Consider the following 16395-nt stretch of genomic DNA (forward strand, 5'->3'; position numbering starts at 1 on the left):
GTTGTAAAATTCCTTAAGTGATCCTGGATGTCTAGCACTAAATTACTGGATATCGTATGATAGTGGTAACTGAAGGAGGTATAGAATGAATAGAAGTTATGTTATGTTTAAGCCGGATTGTATTGAAAGAGATTTATCTGATGAACTAGTTAAGACAATAGAAGAAAATGGGTTCATTATTGAGAAGAGTAAAGAAGTCCTTGTTGATGAAGATAGAATTCTTCAACATTATGCTGAAGTAATAGAAAGATTAAACTCTGAATCATTTAAGCAATCAATTTTAAACGCATTTGTAGGTAAAAAAGTTATTGCAATGCAAATCACAAATAATACGGGTGATTGTATTGCTAAGTTTAGAGAATTATTAGGACCTACAGATCCTGCTAAAGCTGCGCCTACAACAATACGCGGTAAATATGGGAATGATTCAATGGAGAAATCCAAAGCAGAAGGAAGAATGTTAAATAATTTAGTACATGCTTCTGACAGCGAAGAAAATGCTGAAAAAGAGTTAATGCTGTGGTTTAATTAATTTAGAAATTACAAGTAGAAATGCAAATAAAAGAAAGTTACCATGTGTAAACTTTCTTTTTTTACATATTTTATTCTCCTGATCTGAGTGAAATTCTATTGTTTAAATGATGAATCTATAAAAATAATTAATAATTGTTAGATTTAATTACTCAAAATTAAATATCTATTTTTACGATGTGGTAATCACGCCAGTATTTAGTGCAAAATTCATAAGCGGTAACAGTATCAATTTTAGGGTAAGAACTAATTACTAGGTATTTATTGGAATATGTTTTTCCTGTTATGTTAAAGAAAAATTTCTTTAACAGGCTGAATTCTTTAAAGAAATCGTGTGGGTTTTTTAGGAGGATAAACACCGAGTTTCCTCCAACGAATGCTGATGCTTGCTGTTTATAAATGATATCTTCAATTGCTGACCAGGGGATAGGAGTATTTGTTTTACTTGTTATTGAATTGATAAGAATACCAGTGGAATCGATGGATAAGAAAATAGGTTTCTTTGTAATACGTATGATTGTTTCAAATATTGCAATCATGATTGAAAAAGAGATAAGAAACAAAATAACAAATCGAATGTATTTGCCTTCAAAGAAAGTATAGTAACTTAAAAATATAACAGCAAGAAGCGCGAGGATGAGTAATATTGATAATCTAATATCAAAGGTGAGGTTATAGGGAATTACGTATTTTGGAAATCTTGCATTGTTGGTAGTGAATCTATTGTTACCTAAGAGATTATCTTTGCATGTAGAAATCATTTTCAATAGTACTTCTTTTTGTATAGGTGGATTGTTTTTAAGAGGATCAAGAATAGCGAAACTATTATCATAATCCTTATTATCGTAATAGAGGCAAGCTTTGTAATATAGACAAAGATTAATTAGGGATTGATTGGATTGTGATTGAATGAACTGATCATATCTAAAGATTTTAACATTTAATGATTCCGAGCTTTGGAATATACTAATTAACTCCTCTTTCTTTTTATTAAATTTTTGAGTTTTATAAAAATGCCTTGAAACAAGTAAAATAATGAAAAATATACCCATCAAGGTTAAGGCAATATCACCTGTTATTGGAAAGTGAAGAACTCGTCTTAAGAAAATAAGAAAAAATAAAAATAAAGTTAAGCAAAGAATATAAAGTAGAATCTTAAACAAAAATAACAGAATGGATTTGATTATATGTTTTATAGTCATACAAACTCCTTATGTAAGTAATAGATTCATTTTAACATGATTTAGTACCAAAATTGAATAAGGGAAATTTTGTGTAAAAAATTGTTGTAATCTACTAGAGGTATGATATACTTTTTTTCGTGATTGAATAAAGGAGGGGCGATTGAGTCATTCACATCCTAATTTTTAAATGGAGTAATCCATTTTTGAAGACGAGAGTCTTTGACAATTGACCGAAGTTTTGAAAAACAAATAGGCTACGGACAGCTGGGTCAAATGCCGAATTAGCGACAAGTGTTCTTGTTGGGAGTTTAAGAAACTCATTTATAAGTTTAAGTGCTTGTAAAAACAATAAGAGTAGTAAAAGTAATTATTTACTATATAGACTCAAGAAACCTAAGAAGTATAAATAAAACAGAAATGATAATAAATAAAACCAATAGGATAACTACAAGTACAATAACTTTGTTTATTTTATGAGGAGAAAGTAAATGAAAAAAATTATTGTATGTTTATTAGCGTTAGCTTTATTAGTGGGTTGTAGTACTACACCGAAAGAAGAAGTTGTAGCAACACCTACACCAGAAGCGAAAGTAGTTTCAGGAAATTATACTGATGAAATGAAAATTCCATATGCAGTAGATTTAGAAGAATATGGAGCAGACTCAGTAGAAAGAGATGGGGATCATTCAGGATCACCATATTTTAATCAACTTGATTTTTATAATATGGAATCAACAGATACATTGACAATTTTACCTAAGTTTAAAACAATGCAACAAACCTCTGAGTGGAGTTGTGGTGTTGTATCCGCATTGATGGTATTGGAATACTATGGTGCCCTTGGTGATTATAATGAAGAGTCACTAGCAAAATTCCGTACAAATGGTTTAGATTATGCAGCAACATCACTTGAATCAATGATTAAGATTTTTGAAGGTGTGGGTGGATTTGAAATTAATTCAACATATGACTATACAGAAGAAAACTTTGAGGATATTAGTCTAGAATTCATTCAAGAGAATATTAAGAATAACATTCCAATGATGGTAGCTTGGAATGATTGGGGTGGACACTGGCAAGTTATTATCGGATATGATGACATGGGTACAGAAACACAACAAGATGATGTGATCATTGTTGCAGATTCTTATGATACAACTGATCATAATCAAGATGGTTATGGTATTTACCCAGCAGAGCGTTTCTTTTATAACTGGACAATGTATGATTTCTTCACTGAAAATTATGGAATCAACGAAAGAGATCGTTTATTTATAACAGTTACACCTATTTCTGAGTAATCAAGTTAGATTTTATTAGGCTCCTTATAGTATAAGTGCTACAATATCTAAAAGGGGAGTTGGATATGGAAAAGGAAAAAGTTATTACGAAGCATTTGAATATCGATGCAAATAAAGCATGGGATGTAATAAAGAAGCCTGCGTTTTTAGCGATACATGGTGATGTGAAGACAACTATTGTTTCAGACTTGGAATGGATAGAACATACAGGAGAAGCTGTAGATAATCGTTGTGTTGCTAAAATTGATGAGGCTACAAAAACAGTTTCGATTCAAAGTGAAAGTTCAAAATATAAATCAGAACATGATGCATTTAAAATCAGTTTAAAAGAAGTTGATGGTGGATGTGATGTAACAATTGATTTTGAATTATTTACAGGGGCGATTGCAAATATCCTTGTGATGAAAGTTGCGGGTGATAAAATCGTTGAAAGTAGTATTGATAAATTATTTCACCATATAGAAAAGAAATGTAAGTAGTTTAATGAAATGATTTCAATTCATCTGAAATGAAATCATTTTTATTTTGTGCTACAATTCAAGCGAGGTAAAAAAATGGAACTTATATTAGATGCAATAATTGATACTTTAAAAATAATGCCTTTTTTATTTGTAACGTATTTGGTTATTGAATGGATAGAACATAAAGCAAGTGACAAGATAGCGATTGGTATTCAAAAGTCTGCCAAATTTGGTCCACTACTGGGAAGTGCAGCAGGGCTGCTACCACAGTGTGGATTTTCATCAATTGCTTCTACATTGTATGTCACACGTGTTTTAACTCTAGGGACATTGGTATCAATTTATTTAGCAACTTCAGATGAAATGTTACCAATCATGATATCAAATAGTGCACCTTTTGATTTAATATTGAAAGTATTAGGTATTAAATTTGTTGTTGGTATGGTTGTGGGTTATATCATTGATTTTGTGAGTAGAAAGACGAAAAAAGAAGAAATGCACATTGATGCATTTTGTGAAGAAGAGGATTGTAACTGTGATGAAGATGGAATACTTGTTTCAGCACTAAAACATACTCTTAAGATTAGTTTCTATATTTTAATTGTTACCTACTTATTGAATGTTGTTATTGCTAGTGTTCATTTAGAGCAATTATTAGTTGTTTCTCCTACTTTAACGGTATTTATATCTGCAATTATAGGATTGATTCCAAATTGTGCAGCATCCATTGTATTGACTGAACTGTATTTAGAAGGAGTTCTTAGCTTTGGGGCAATGATGGCAGGGTTATTAACTAATGCTGGGGTAGGTTTGTTGGTGTTGTTTAGAATTAATAAAAACATGAAAGAAAATATGAAGATTATTGCGATCTTATTATTTGTTGGGATTGTAGTCGGTCTTTTGATTTAATTAAAAAATGAAATAAATAAAAAATCATCAATTTAAAGAATATATTTCTTAAATGATGATTTTTTATGTTTGATAGATATAAACTACAAATTCTCTCCGTTTGAACGAATAACTTCTTTATACCAATGAAATGAATCTTTACGATAGCGGTCAAGACTTCCCTCACCTTGGTTATTCTTATCTACATAGATAAAGCCATAACGCTTTTCCATTTCGCCAGTAGATACACTCACCAAATCAATTGTTGCCCAAGGGGTATATCCAATTAAATCTACTCCATCATCAATAGCAAGTTGCATTTGTTCGATGTGTTTTTTAATGTAATCTATTCGGTAATCATCGTGAATTTGATTATCACTTGTTAGTGTGTCACGTGCTCCTAATCCATTCTCTGTAACCATGATAGGAATGCCATAACGATCATAAACATGATTAAGCGTATATCTTAATCCCTTTGGATCAATTTGCCAATCCCATTCTGTTGCATCAAGATATGGATTTTTTGCACCACCCATAATGTTTCCAGAAACTTGTGTAGCATCCTTATTTGCAGTAATACAATTTGACATGTAGTAGCTAAATGAATAGAAGTCAACAACACCATCTTTAATCACTTTTAAATCTTCTTCAGTGATTTCAAAGTGAATGTTGTTTTTCTTAAAGTATGTTTTGATGTAATATGGATAAATTCCTTTTACTTGTACATCACCACTAAAACAGTTTCTCATTAAATCTTCTTCTTGAGTAAGGATGACATCATCTGGATTGCAAGTAAGAGGATAAACAGTTATATGGCAAATCATAGTTCCAAATTGAAAGTTTGGATTTATTTCTTTTCCAAGTAGAACGGCTCTAGCACTTGCAACAAATTGATGGTGTAAAGCTGCGAAACGCATGTTTGGCTCATCAACTTGACTTGTGAAAAATTCTGTTCCTTTATGTAAAATACCAGCATGATTCCAGTTTCCAAGTTTTGTAGTTAAACAATTAATTTCGTTGAATGGAATCCAATACTTTACTTGGTCCTTGTATCTTGTGAATAAGACTTTACAAAAATTCAAATAATAGTCGATACACTTTCTATCTGCCCAACCATTGCATTCGAAAGTAAGCGCAAGAGGATTTTCGTTATGATAGATAGTAACGAGTGGTTCTATATTGTATTTTTTTAGTTCTCTAAATACATTGTCGTAGAATTCAAGCCCAGCTTCATTTGGTTCTTCTTCATTACCATTTGGGAAAATTCTTGTCCAGTTAATCGACATTCTAAACATTTTAAATCCCATTTCGGCACATAATGCAATGTCTTCTTTATAACGATGGTAGAAATCAACTGCCTCATGAGAAGGGTAATAATAAGCATTCTCATCGATATTAGGTGTAATGCGACGAGGGTCTTTGTGAGTGCCAGAGGTCATAATATCAGAGATACTAACCCCTTTACCATCTACGTTCCATCCACCTTCGCATTGGTTTGCTGCGGTTGCTCCTCCCCAAAAGAAATTGGGTGGGAAATTTTTAATTTTTTCCATATCAACTCTCCTTAAATGAAAAATATTTCATTAATAGCCATATTGTAGCATAATTATTTGGATTATCAATAAAAAATATTTCATTTTTAATATTGACTGAATAAAAATTTAGTGTTAAGGTTTATTTAGTAAAAAATATTTCATTGAAAAGGCAGGGAGAGAAATGAAAGAAATAGTAAATACTAAAAATGCTCCAGAAGCAATTGGACCATATGCACAAGCAATAAAGGTAGATGGATTCTTATATACTTCTGGTCAATTACCAATTCATCCTCAAAGTGGAGTGATTGAAGCTAAGACAATACAAGAACAAGCAACACAAGTAATGGAAAATTTAAACAGTATACTAAAGGAAAGTGGGTTCACTTTAGATGATGTAATCAAAACAACGTGTTTTCTATCTACACTTGATGATTTTGCAGCATTTAATGAAGTATATGGTAACTACTTTACCAAAACACCTGCAAGATCATGTTTTGCGGTATTAGGAATACCAAAAGGTGCATTGTGTGAAGTTGAAATAATTGCTCATAAATAAGGGGGATAAAATTATGAAACATGAACAATTAGTAAATGATATTTTAAATCAAGTTGGTGGGGTTAAAAATATCGCAAGTGCAACACATTGTTTAACAAGACTAAGATTAACATTGAGAGACAAATCAGTTGTTGATGAAGAGAAAATCAAAAAAATTGATGGTGTCATGGGAATTGTTAACAATGGATCTCAGACTCAAATTGTTATTGGACCAGAGGTATCTAATGTTTATAGAGAATTTATTGAAATCACAGGTTTAACAGAGGAAGATGCTGTTGATGAAAACCTAGATGATGTAAAATCTGATTTGAAAAATAAAAAAGGAAATCTATTAACGAAATTCTTTGAAACAATCGCTGGTATATTCAATCCGATTGTACCTGCTTTAGCTGGTGCTGGTCTTGTTAAGGCAATCTTAACAATTGCCGTTGTATGTGGACTAGATAATAGTGGAAATACATATTTTGTAATTAATACAATTGCAAGTGGTATCTTTACATTCTTACCATTCTTACTAGCTGTATCAGCAGCAAAACAATTTAAAATGAATCAATTTGTTGCATTAACAATCTGTGCAGCAATGATGTCATCTAGTTGGGCTGGACTTATTGCTGAGGGAACGACATCATTTTCATTCTTGATGATTCCATTTACTGTAGTTAATTATGCTTCTTCAGTATTACCAATGGTGTTTGCAATTTGGTTTGCATCATATGTTGAAAAACTAGTAGATAAAATTATTCCAGGTGCATTAAAAATTATTTTAGTTCCATGTTTAACAATGCTTATTGCAACACCAATTGCCCTAATCACAATTGGACCAGTTGCAACATGGGTTGGATTACAACTTGCAAATGTTGTTACAATTATATTTGATAAAGGTGGCGTTTTTGCAGGTATCATTTATGGTGGTATTTATTCTTCAATGGTTGTTCTTGGAATTCATCATGGTATGGTTCCAGTTTTAGTACAAGGAATTACTGCTCAAGGATTTAACTATATTTCTCCTACAAGTGGTTCTGCTAATATGGCACAAGCAGGAGCTGCATTTGGTGTATGGTTAAAATCAAAGAATCCAAAAACAAAAACTATTGCTGCATCTGCAACAATTGCAGCAGTTACAGGAGTTACAGAGCCAGCAATTTATGGTATTAACTTTAAATTCAAGAAACCATTCTTAGCCGCTGCAATTGGTGGAGCATGTGGTGGAGGATTTGCATCATTCTTCATGCTAAAAGCATTTGCAATGGGTGGTCCATCATTCCTTAACTTTGCAATGTTTATTGGTGATAATCCATCGAATGTTTGGTTGGTTATGGCTGCATTCGCAATTGCGTTCATCGTAGCTGCCATCTTAACAGTTGTATTTGGATTTGATGAAAACATGTAATTTATATTAAAATAGAATTAATAATTGGGTTGCCATTAGCAACCCATCTTTTGATGAGGTGAATATGAAAGAAAAAATGATAAATGCATTTAAAAATGCTGAAGGTGGTTTGTTTTCTTCTGTAGAAAAAGCAGATGTTGGAAATTCGTATCAAGAAATGGAAAAGCAGGGAGTAGCACTAATGGGCTGGGCAGATCCGTTCATGCCAGATTATTCAATGCCAAAGCATGTTGAAGAAGCACTCATTCATGCAATAAAAACACCGATTGCTCCGCATTATACTGCACCAATTGGTAATCAAAAATTAAAAGAAAAAATTGCAGAGAAGTTATTAAAATGCAATAATTTAAAAGTTGATCCGTTAAGAAATATCTTGATTACACCAGGATCTGATTCAGGGTTATATTTCTCGATTTTACCTTTTATTGAAGATGGAGATGAAGTTATCATCCCTTCACCAAGTTATCCTAATAATTACTTGAATATAGAAATCATGGGTGGAAAAGTAGTACCGTTAGCATTAAAGGTTGAAAATGATTATCAATTTATCGAAAAAGATTTTGAAACGCTAATTACCCCGAAAACAAAAATGATAATTATCACTCATCCAAATAATCCAACAACTACCGTATTTAATAGAAAATCATTAGATATTCTTTCTAGAATTGTTATCAAGTATGATTTAATATTAGTATGTGACCAAGCATTTGAAGATTTCTGTTATGAAAATGAATTTGTTACACCTGCTAGCTTACCAGGGATGTTTGAAAGAACAATCACCGTATTCTCTTTTTCAAAAGGAATGGGTCTAAGTGGTTTAAGAGTAGGCTATCTAGTTTGCTCAGATAAAATTATGGATTCAATGTTTGCAAATGCAGTATCAGTACTAGGAGCTACGAATACAGTTTGCCAAGAAGCTATGATTGTTGCTTTAGAAGATCCTTCGTTTATGAAGGAATTTGAAGATGCATTTGATTATAGAAGAAAAAAAGCATATGAAATATTAAATTCAATACCCAATGTATCAATGAAAATGCCAGAATCAGGATTTTTGTGTTGGGTAGATGTGTCAAAGTTAGGAAAATCTTCAGACATTGTAGATTACCTTGTCAAAGAAGCCAAGGTTTCAGTTAATGATGGAAAGAACTATGGGCTTGGTGGAGAGGGTCATTTAAGAATTGTATTGGGTGTTTACAAAGACAATGATAAAGTGGTTGCTGCACTTCGAAGAATCAAAGATGCATTAATAAAAATACAGGAGAAATAAGATGTTTAATTTTATGAAGAAAGACAATTGTGAAATTGTTGCACCAAGTGATGGGAACGTTGTTCAACTTGAAAGTATTGATGATCCAATGTTTTCTCAAAAAATGTTGGGAGATGGGTTCGCAATAAAACTTAAGTCAGATTATGTTGTTTCCCCAGTAACTGGAGAAGTAATTGTAGTGTTTCCAACAAATCATGCAATTGGTATCCGTACTCAAGATGGTATTGAAGTATTAATTCACATTGGATTTGATACAGTTAATGAAAAAGGTAATGGATTTGAATCCTATGTCACAGTAGGAACTAAAGTGAAAAAAGGTTCAACATTAGTAAAAGTTGATCGAGCTTATTTTGAATCAAGGGGTTATGATTTAACGACACCTTGTATTATTACCAATATGGATAAAATACAAAGTCTAGATATAAATTTTGATATTGATGCAGTTTGTGGTAAAACAGTAATAGGAAAGTATACTTTAAAAGTATAGATATGAGGGAATTGAAATGGCTAAACAAGCAGTTGAATTGACAATTATCGATAGAGAAATTCTAAACTCATATTCCAATATGATTAATGGATTAGCATGTTATTTAGGGTGTGGCTATGAAATTGTATTACATAGTCTAGAAAACTATGAGCATTCAGTAATTAATATTATTAATGGAGAACATACTGGAAGAAGTGTTGGAGCACCAATTACCGATTTAGCATTGGATATGCTTGATAAAATTGCTGTTTGTGAGGAAGATTATATAACTTATTTCAGTACTAATAAAAAAGGGGAACCTCTTAAATCAACAACGATTGCAATAAGAGGGGAACAAAATCGCATCATCGGACTTGTTTGTATGAATTTGTATTTAAATACACCAATGATTGATATTATTGATACGCTAATTCCTCAAGGCCAATTGGTTCGTCAACAAACATCTAAAGAGAATTTCGTTGATAACTCAAATGAATTAATTGAATCAACACTTGAAAGTATAAAAGAAAAAGTTTATGCGGATTCAACAATTGCTGTTTCCAATAAAAATAAGGTTATTGTTTATACATTAGATGATTATGGTATTTTTAATATAAAAGATGCAGTTATAAAAGTTGCTGAATTACTTGATATATCGAAGAATACTGTCTATATGCATATAAGAAATAAAAAAGAATCTAACTAATTTCAAATACGTAGTAAACCAAGAGACATGCGAAATGCATGTTTTTTTTCTTTAGTTGACAATTTATTGTAGAAGTGTAAAATAGTTCATATGCGAATAGTTCAAAATAGAACTAATTTGGAGGGAGTATGGATAGCAACTTATTATTAGTAGATCGATATTTTTTGAAGTTTTATGAAAGTTTTTGTAAAGATGTTTGTAAGAAACATCAGCTAGTACAAATGGAACTTGATATTTTAGCGTTTCTTGCTAATCATCCAGAGCATGATACAGCGAGTGATATTGTAGAGATTCGTATGTTTACTAAATCAAATGTATCTGGAATGGTGGAACAACTAATTCAAAAAGGTTTAATTGAAAGAAAAGAAGACAAAGATGATCGAAGAAAAATTCATCTAATAATCAAAGCAAAAGCAACTCCAATTATAAAAGATATCAAGAAAATGCAACGACAATTTTCTGAGAATCTAATGAGTGGGTTCACAAAAGAAGAAGAAGAATTATTTGGGGAATTTATATCGAGAATGATAAATAACATTATGAGTGGAATAGGGAGAGTCAGATAAAATGGAGAACAGTGAATTTTTAGGGAAGGAACCCGTTGGCAAATTACTATTTAAATTAGCATTACCAGCAATAACAGCTCAACTAATCAACATGCTATACAATATTGTGGATCGAATTTATATTGGACATATTGCAGATATAGGTAGTTTAGCACTAACTGGTGTTGGTGTATGTATGCCAATTATCATGTTAATCTCAGCATTTGCAGCTTTAGTGAGTATGGGAGGAGCGCCACGGGCATCTATTTTTATGGGTCGTCACGATCATAAAACTGCGCAAAAAATCATGTCAAATTGCTTCACGATGTTGATTATTATCGCGGTGATTATTACAGGTACCTTATTTTTCTTTCAAGAAGATTTGTTGTTGATGTTTGGTGCAAGTAGTAACACAATTCAATATGCTATGGAGTACATGAGTATTTACACTCTTGGCACAATATTTGTACAAATTGCACTAGGAATGAATGCGTTTATTACAGCACAAGGGTTTGCAAAAACAAGTATGCTTACTGTATTAATTGGTGCAATAACCAATATTATATTAGACCCAATTTTAATTTTTGGCTTTAATATGGGAGTAGAGGGAGCAGCACTAGCGACAATTATATCGCAAGCAATTTCAGCTTTATGGGTTGTGTGGTTCTTAATGGGTAAGAAGACAATATTAAAAATAAATATAAAAGATATGAAACTTCAACCATCACTTGTATTACCATGTATTGCATTGGGAATGTCTCCATTTATTATGCAATCAACAGAAAGTATTATTGCGGTATGTTTCAATTCATCATTGTTGACATATGGAGGTGATATTGCAGTTGGAGCTATGACAATTCTAACAAGTGTTATGCAATTCTCGATGCTACCTCTTCAAGGGATATCACAAGGTGCTCAACCAATTACAAGTTATAACTATGGAGCAAAGAATAAGCAGCGTGTAAAAGAAGTATTTAAAAAATTATTATTTGCTAGTTTTATTTATTCAGCAATTTTATGGGTAGCAATCATGGTTGCCCCACAGTTATTTGCAGGTATGTTTACACCGGATCAACAATTAATTGATTTCACAAAAACAGCTATGCGTATTTATATGGCGGTTTCAGTTATCTTCTCAGTTCAAATTTCATGTCAAATGACTTTGATTGCAATAGGAAATGTAAAGGCTTCAGTATTTATTGCCATCCTAAGGAAGATACTATTACTTATTCCACTAATTTATATATTGCCTAATATCTTTCTCCAAAATCAAACAATGGCGGTATATTTTGCGGAACCAGTTGCTGATATCATTGCGGTAACATGTACTATTATAATTTTTGTAACACAGTTTAAGAAAGCATTAAGAGAATTAGGGGAAGAAGAGGAAGTATTACCAGAACTTGAAAAATCGTTTTAATAGTAAAATATAGGGGAGTTGACTACAATAAATTTAGAAGGAGACTCACATATGACCAAAGTATTTAAAGAATTAGGGCATTTTAAAATTGGGATAATCTTCATTGTAATTACAGTTATTGGTAATGTAATTGCAAGTCTAGCTTTACCTAATTATTTATCAACAATCATTAATGAATCAATACCGAATAAGGATGTTCTTGGAATTATTTCTATCGGTGGGACAATGCTAATTTTTGTATTGATTGGTGCAGTATGTAACATTGCAACGGGATATTTTTCTTCTAAAGTTTCTATGGGTCTAGGTAAAAATATGCGAAGCAATGTGTTTAGAAAAATTCAATATTTTTCTCAAACAGAATTTGATCAATTTTCAACATCTTCACTAATAACAAGAACGAACAATGATATTATTCAAGTACAAAACTTTATTAATATGTTGTTACGTGTTAGCCTAATGGCACCATTTATGTTTGTTGGTGGTATTATCATGGCATTAAGCAAGAGTGCAACTATGTCAATGATTCTATTAATTTCAATGCCGGTGATGATTGTTGTTGTTTTACTTATTGGTAAATTTGCAACACCACTATCAAAGAAGATGCAAGAAAAAATTGATAAGATAAACTTAGTAACACGTGAAAAATTAACAGGAATTCGAGTTGCTAGAGCATTTGGTACAGAAGATTATGAAACAGAGAGATTCAAAGAAGTGAATGCAGATTTCATGAAGAATTCAATTAAAATGAATACCCTTATGGGGGCTATGACACCTGTTCTTTCTTTAGTTCTTTATGCAACAACAGTTGCGTTGCTGGCTTTTGGTGGTTATCAAATCGTCACAACCATTAATGGAATTATGATTGGTGATGTGATTGCGGTAATTCAATATGTGATGCAAATCATGATGTCAGTTATGTTGCTATCTATGATTTTTGTAATGTATCCAAGAGCTGCAGTATCAGCCGCTAGAATCAATGAAGTAATGGATACAGTAGAAGCAATTCAAGAACCTGCAATCCCTGCTTCTATTCCACAAGAAAAAGGTGTATTAGAGTTCAAAGACGTTGTCTTCGGATTTGAAGGTGCTGATCATCCTGTCATTAAAAATATTAGTTTTACATCCAATCCAGGAGAAATTACTGCAATTATTGGAAGTACGGGATGTGGTAAATCAGTTTTGATTAATTTAATTCCAAGATTCTATGATGTACTCAGTGGAGAGATTTTATTAGATGGAATTAATATTAAGAATTATAAAATAGAAGATTTAAGAAAGAAAATAGGATATGTTCCACAAAAGGCATTTTTATTTAAAGGAACAATATCAGATAATATTCAATTTGGAGATGAAAATGCATCTGAAGATCGCATAGAAGAAGCAATTCGTATAGCACAATCTTATGACTTTGTTACTGCAAAGGAAGGTGGATTTGAAGCGCCAATAGCACAAGGTGGTTCGAATGTTTCAGGCGGTCAAAAACAAAGACTAGCTATCGCGCGTGCAATTGTTAGAAAACCGGAAGTCTATATCTTTGATGATAGTTTTTCTGCTCTGGATTTTAAAACAGACGCTGCACTACGCAGTGCATTAATGAAAGAAGCAAAAGAGGCTACAGTAATTTTAGTAGCACAACGTGTTAGTACAATCATGCATGCCAATCGTATTTTAGTTATGGAAAATGGTCAATGTGTAGGTATGGGTAAGCATGAAGACCTTCTTAAAACATGTGATGTATACAAAGAAATTGTGTACTCTCAATTAAGTAAGGAGGAAGCATAAGATGAAAAAAAGTAAAACATTAGATTTCAAAGTTATTTTCGGACGTTTGTTTGCGTTCATGAAACCATATCGCAAAGGATTAATTGTTTCAATCATATTCATTGTTTTAGCATCAATGTTTAACAGTTTTGCACCATTTATTTTAGGTAAAGCAACCGATGCAATGATACATTTAGTAGTAGGTGGAGAACCCTCTAGTGTAGGAATAAAAAACTTTATTACAATTTTAATTGTATTGAGTATCTGTTATGCATTGTACTCAGTGTTTAAATATTTTAGTACACACATTATGGTTAGAGTATCACAAAAAACAATCTATGATATTCGTAATAGAGTAGATGATAAACTAAAGAAGTTACCTCTTAATTATTTTGATACAAATACGTATGGTGATATTTTAAGTAGAATTACAAATGATGTGGATACAATTTCAAATAGTCTTCAACAAAGTCTAGATCAAATTGTTACCTCTGTAACATCATTAATATTTATTTTGATTATGATGCTTGCGATTAGCCCTGTTTTAACATTAATCGGTGTTATTACAGTGCCAATGGCTTTGGTGATATCAATGAAGATAGCACAAAAAGCACAACGTTTCTTTAAAGAACAACAAGACACACTTGGTGATATAAATGGTTATGTTGAAGAAATGTATACAGGACATAATGTAATTAGTGCATTCAGTAAGGAAGAAGATGTGATTCAAGATTTTGAAGTTACTAATCATGAATTGTATCAAAGCGGATGGAAGTCACAATTTTTGTCGAGTACACTAATGCCAATTACCCAAGCAATGACAAACTTAGGTTATGTTGGTGTTGCGGTTGTCAGTGGAATTTTAGTTATTTCTGGTAAGATGACAGTAGGTATGATTCAATCATTTATTCAATACTTACGTCAATTTTCTCAACCGATTAATCAAACTGTTCAAATATCAAATGTCTTGCAATCAACAGCTGCAGCTGCAGCACGTATATTTGAATTCTTAGATGAGAAAGAAGAAATAGCTGAAGCAAATCCAAGTGAGTTCCCTGAAGTTGTGGATGGAACAGTTGACTTTGAACATGTGAAATTTGGTTACTTACCATATCAAACACTTATGCATGATGTGTCATTGCATGTAGAGCCAGGAAGTAAGGTAGCGATTGTTGGCCCTACAGGAGCAGGTAAAACAACATTAATCAATTTATTACTTCGATTCTATGATATAAATGATGGATCAATCAGAATGAATGGTGTTGATGTTCGAAAGATGAAACGAGCAGAATTAAGAGAAATCTTTGGTATGGTACTTCAAGATACATGGTTGTTTACAGGAACAATTAGAGAAAACATTCGCTATGGCAAACTAAATGCGACAGATGAAGAAGTTATAAATGCTGCAAAAGCAGCCCATGCTGATGAGTTCATTCGTATGTTACCAGGTGGTTATGATATGGTGCTTCAAGAAGGAGCGACCAATATTGCACAAGGTGAAAGACAACTACTAACAATAGCTCGTGCTATCTTGTCAGATGCACCAATCATGATATTAGATGAGGCGACATCAAGTATTGATACACGAACTGAAGTGTTGATACAAGATGCAATGGCAACACTAATGAAGGGTAGAACTTCATTTGTTATTGCCCACCGATTATCTACAATTCGTGATGCTGATATGATTATCTATATGCAAAGTGGTGATATCAAAGAAACTGGAACTCATGAAAGTTTACTAGCTGCCAACGGTTTGTATGCTAAACTTTATAATAGTCAATTTGCAGAGAATAATGGATAAAGTAAAGGTGATTCAATTTGAATCACCTTTTGTTTCGCTTGGATTAATTTTATAGTAATAAACTACATCATGAAATCTTTCATGGTAAAACACTTCATCTCTGCATATACCTTCTTTCATAAAACCAAGTTTTTCCATAACACGAATGGAAGCAAGATTATCAATTAGTGCACTTAAACTTATTTTGTGGAAATTACACTCATTAAAGAGATATGTACAGATGTGTTGCATTACTTCGCTGATGTATCCTTGATTCCAATAAGGCTCACCAATAGCATAACCTAATTCGATAGAGCGAGCTGATTCATCACGTGTTTGTTCAATGATGAACCCGATTGCTTCTGAATTAACTTCAATCACCCAAATTAATATTCCATCCTTAGATCGTTGAATCAAAGAATCAATGGAATAGTCTTCAATATGCTCAAAGTAAGGAGCTAGAAAGTATTGTAATACATTTTTATTGTGGTTAATGTATCGAAATAAATCGTGGATATCATCTTCCTTTATAGGTCTACAAATGCAACGAGGGGTGGATAGTATTTTGCAACCGTGGTCGAGTAAAAGTTTCATATGATAT

Annotated in this window: 16 protein-coding genes; 13 read left to right on the top strand and 3 right to left on the bottom strand. The window is 32.2% G+C overall.

Annotation, left to right across the window (positions count from 1 at the left end; translation table 11 throughout):
• Positions 1-85: 85 nt before the first annotated feature.
• Positions 86-532 (top strand): nucleoside-diphosphate kinase, encoded by a 447-nt coding sequence (locus tag B5D14_RS03510; protein WP_078711211.1) that lies wholly within the window; start codon positions 86-88, stop codon positions 530-532.
• Positions 533-689: 157 nt separating this feature from the next.
• Here the strand turns inward: B5D14_RS03510 and B5D14_RS03515 are convergent, their stop codons facing one another.
• The gene (locus B5D14_RS03515) at positions 690-1733 is read right to left on the bottom strand and encodes a hypothetical protein (protein ID WP_078711212.1); all 1044 of its coding nucleotides are present in this window, start codon (positions 1731-1733) and stop codon (positions 690-692) included.
• Positions 1734-2203: 470 nt separating this feature from the next.
• Between B5D14_RS03515 and B5D14_RS03520 the strand changes: the two genes are divergently transcribed.
• The 3 genes from B5D14_RS03520 to B5D14_RS03530 all read left to right on the top strand — a co-directional run bounded on the left by B5D14_RS03520 (position 2204) and on the right by B5D14_RS03530 (position 4386).
• A complete protein-coding gene (locus tag B5D14_RS03520; protein WP_078711213.1) occupies positions 2204-3016 on the top strand; it encodes a C39 family peptidase in 813 nt (270 codons plus the stop codon).
• A gap of 65 nt (positions 3017-3081) precedes the next feature.
• Positions 3082-3495 carry a hypothetical protein gene (locus tag B5D14_RS03525; RefSeq protein ID WP_078711214.1) on the top strand — a complete coding sequence of 138 codons (414 nt, stop codon included), beginning with the start codon at positions 3082-3084 and terminating at the stop codon, positions 3493-3495.
• Positions 3496-3570: 75 nt separating this feature from the next.
• On the top strand, positions 3571-4386 hold the full coding sequence (locus B5D14_RS03530) for a putative manganese transporter (protein WP_078711215.1): 816 nt from the start codon (positions 3571-3573) through the stop codon (positions 4384-4386).
• An 83-nt stretch (positions 4387-4469) separates the two neighbouring features.
• On the opposite strand, the gene B5D14_RS03535 is transcribed toward B5D14_RS03530, so the two are convergent.
• Complete coding sequence (locus B5D14_RS03535; protein ID WP_078711216.1) at positions 4470-5918, bottom strand: glycoside hydrolase family 1 protein; 1449 nt, start codon at positions 5916-5918, stop codon at positions 4470-4472.
• A 163-nt stretch (positions 5919-6081) separates the two neighbouring features.
• Between B5D14_RS03535 and B5D14_RS03540 the strand changes: the two genes are divergently transcribed.
• From B5D14_RS03540 to B5D14_RS03580, 9 genes are all read left to right on the top strand, one after another.
• Positions 6082-6456 carry a RidA family protein gene (locus B5D14_RS03540; protein WP_078711217.1) on the top strand — a complete coding sequence of 125 codons (375 nt, stop codon included), beginning with the start codon at positions 6082-6084 and terminating at the stop codon, positions 6454-6456.
• Positions 6457-6469: 13 nt separating this feature from the next.
• Entirely contained in the window at positions 6470-7846 is a 1377-nt protein-coding gene (locus B5D14_RS03545; protein WP_078711218.1) for a PTS transporter subunit EIIC, read from the top strand.
• A gap of 64 nt (positions 7847-7910) precedes the next feature.
• Positions 7911-9113 (top strand): pyridoxal phosphate-dependent aminotransferase, encoded by a 1203-nt coding sequence (locus B5D14_RS03550; protein WP_078711219.1) that lies wholly within the window; start codon positions 7911-7913, stop codon positions 9111-9113.
• Position 9114: 1 nt separating this feature from the next.
• Positions 9115-9600 carry a PTS sugar transporter subunit IIA gene (locus tag B5D14_RS03555; protein WP_078711220.1) on the top strand — a complete coding sequence of 162 codons (486 nt, stop codon included), beginning with the start codon at positions 9115-9117 and terminating at the stop codon, positions 9598-9600.
• A 16-nt stretch (positions 9601-9616) separates the two neighbouring features.
• Positions 9617-10285 (top strand): helix-turn-helix transcriptional regulator, encoded by a 669-nt coding sequence (locus B5D14_RS03560; protein ID WP_078711221.1) that lies wholly within the window; start codon positions 9617-9619, stop codon positions 10283-10285.
• Positions 10286-10413: 128 nt separating this feature from the next.
• A complete protein-coding gene (locus B5D14_RS03565; RefSeq protein WP_078711222.1) occupies positions 10414-10851 on the top strand; it encodes a MarR family winged helix-turn-helix transcriptional regulator in 438 nt (145 codons plus the stop codon).
• A gap of 1 nt (position 10852) precedes the next feature.
• The gene (locus tag B5D14_RS03570) at positions 10853-12250 is read left to right on the top strand and encodes an MATE family efflux transporter (protein WP_078711223.1); all 1398 of its coding nucleotides are present in this window, start codon (positions 10853-10855) and stop codon (positions 12248-12250) included.
• Positions 12251-12301: 51 nt separating this feature from the next.
• Positions 12302-14032 (top strand): ABC transporter ATP-binding protein, encoded by a 1731-nt coding sequence (locus B5D14_RS03575; protein ID WP_078711224.1) that lies wholly within the window; start codon positions 12302-12304, stop codon positions 14030-14032.
• Position 14033: 1 nt separating this feature from the next.
• Positions 14034-15815, top strand: coding sequence for an ABC transporter ATP-binding protein (locus B5D14_RS03580; protein ID WP_078711225.1), 1782 nt, complete (start codon positions 14034-14036; stop codon positions 15813-15815).
• Positions 15816-15827: 12 nt separating this feature from the next.
• On the opposite strand, the gene B5D14_RS03585 is transcribed toward B5D14_RS03580, so the two are convergent.
• Positions 15828-16388, bottom strand: a complete 561-nt coding sequence (locus B5D14_RS03585; RefSeq protein WP_078711226.1) for a GNAT family N-acetyltransferase — start codon at positions 16386-16388, stop codon at positions 15828-15830.
• Positions 16389-16395: the final 7 nt, after the last annotated feature.

Origin of the sequence: Anaerorhabdus furcosa, from assembly GCF_900167375.1 — a bacterium.
Taxonomy (GTDB): domain Bacteria; phylum Bacillota_I; class Bacilli_A; order Erysipelotrichales; family Erysipelotrichaceae; genus Anaerorhabdus; species Anaerorhabdus furcosa.

What these genes read in the sequence shown, in the direction of transcription:
- B5D14_RS03525 (WP_078711214.1), top strand. Translation starts at nt 3,082, where the DNA reads ATGGAAAAGGAAAAAGTTATTACGAAGCATTTGAATATCGATGCAAAT.
- B5D14_RS03545 (WP_078711218.1), top strand. Translation starts at nt 6,470, where the DNA reads ATGAAACATGAACAATTAGTAAATGATATTTTAAATCAAGTTGGTGGG.
- B5D14_RS03555 (WP_078711220.1), top strand. Translation starts at nt 9,115, where the DNA reads ATGTTTAATTTTATGAAGAAAGACAATTGTGAAATTGTTGCACCAAGT.
- B5D14_RS03575 (WP_078711224.1), top strand. Translation starts at nt 12,302, where the DNA reads ATGACCAAAGTATTTAAAGAATTAGGGCATTTTAAAATTGGGATAATC.
- B5D14_RS03520 (WP_078711213.1), top strand. Translation starts at nt 2,204, where the DNA reads ATGAAAAAAATTATTGTATGTTTATTAGCGTTAGCTTTATTAGTGGGT.
- B5D14_RS03570 (WP_078711223.1), top strand. Translation starts at nt 10,853, where the DNA reads ATGGAGAACAGTGAATTTTTAGGGAAGGAACCCGTTGGCAAATTACTA.
- B5D14_RS03535 (WP_078711216.1), bottom strand. Translation starts at nt 5,918, where the DNA reads ATGGAAAAAATTAAAAATTTCCCACCCAATTTCTTTTGGGGAGGAGCA.
- B5D14_RS03560 (WP_078711221.1), top strand. Translation starts at nt 9,617, where the DNA reads ATGGCTAAACAAGCAGTTGAATTGACAATTATCGATAGAGAAATTCTA.
- B5D14_RS03580 (WP_078711225.1), top strand. Translation starts at nt 14,034, where the DNA reads ATGAAAAAAAGTAAAACATTAGATTTCAAAGTTATTTTCGGACGTTTG.
- B5D14_RS03550 (WP_078711219.1), top strand. Translation starts at nt 7,911, where the DNA reads ATGAAAGAAAAAATGATAAATGCATTTAAAAATGCTGAAGGTGGTTTG.
- B5D14_RS03515 (WP_078711212.1), bottom strand. Translation starts at nt 1,733, where the DNA reads ATGACTATAAAACATATAATCAAATCCATTCTGTTATTTTTGTTTAAG.
- B5D14_RS03585 (WP_078711226.1), bottom strand. Translation starts at nt 16,388, where the DNA reads ATGAAACTTTTACTCGACCACGGTTGCAAAATACTATCCACCCCTCGT.
- B5D14_RS03530 (WP_078711215.1), top strand. Translation starts at nt 3,571, where the DNA reads ATGGAACTTATATTAGATGCAATAATTGATACTTTAAAAATAATGCCT.
- B5D14_RS03540 (WP_078711217.1), top strand. Translation starts at nt 6,082, where the DNA reads ATGAAAGAAATAGTAAATACTAAAAATGCTCCAGAAGCAATTGGACCA.
- B5D14_RS03565 (WP_078711222.1), top strand. Translation starts at nt 10,414, where the DNA reads ATGGATAGCAACTTATTATTAGTAGATCGATATTTTTTGAAGTTTTAT.
- B5D14_RS03510 (WP_078711211.1), top strand. Translation starts at nt 86, where the DNA reads ATGAATAGAAGTTATGTTATGTTTAAGCCGGATTGTATTGAAAGAGAT.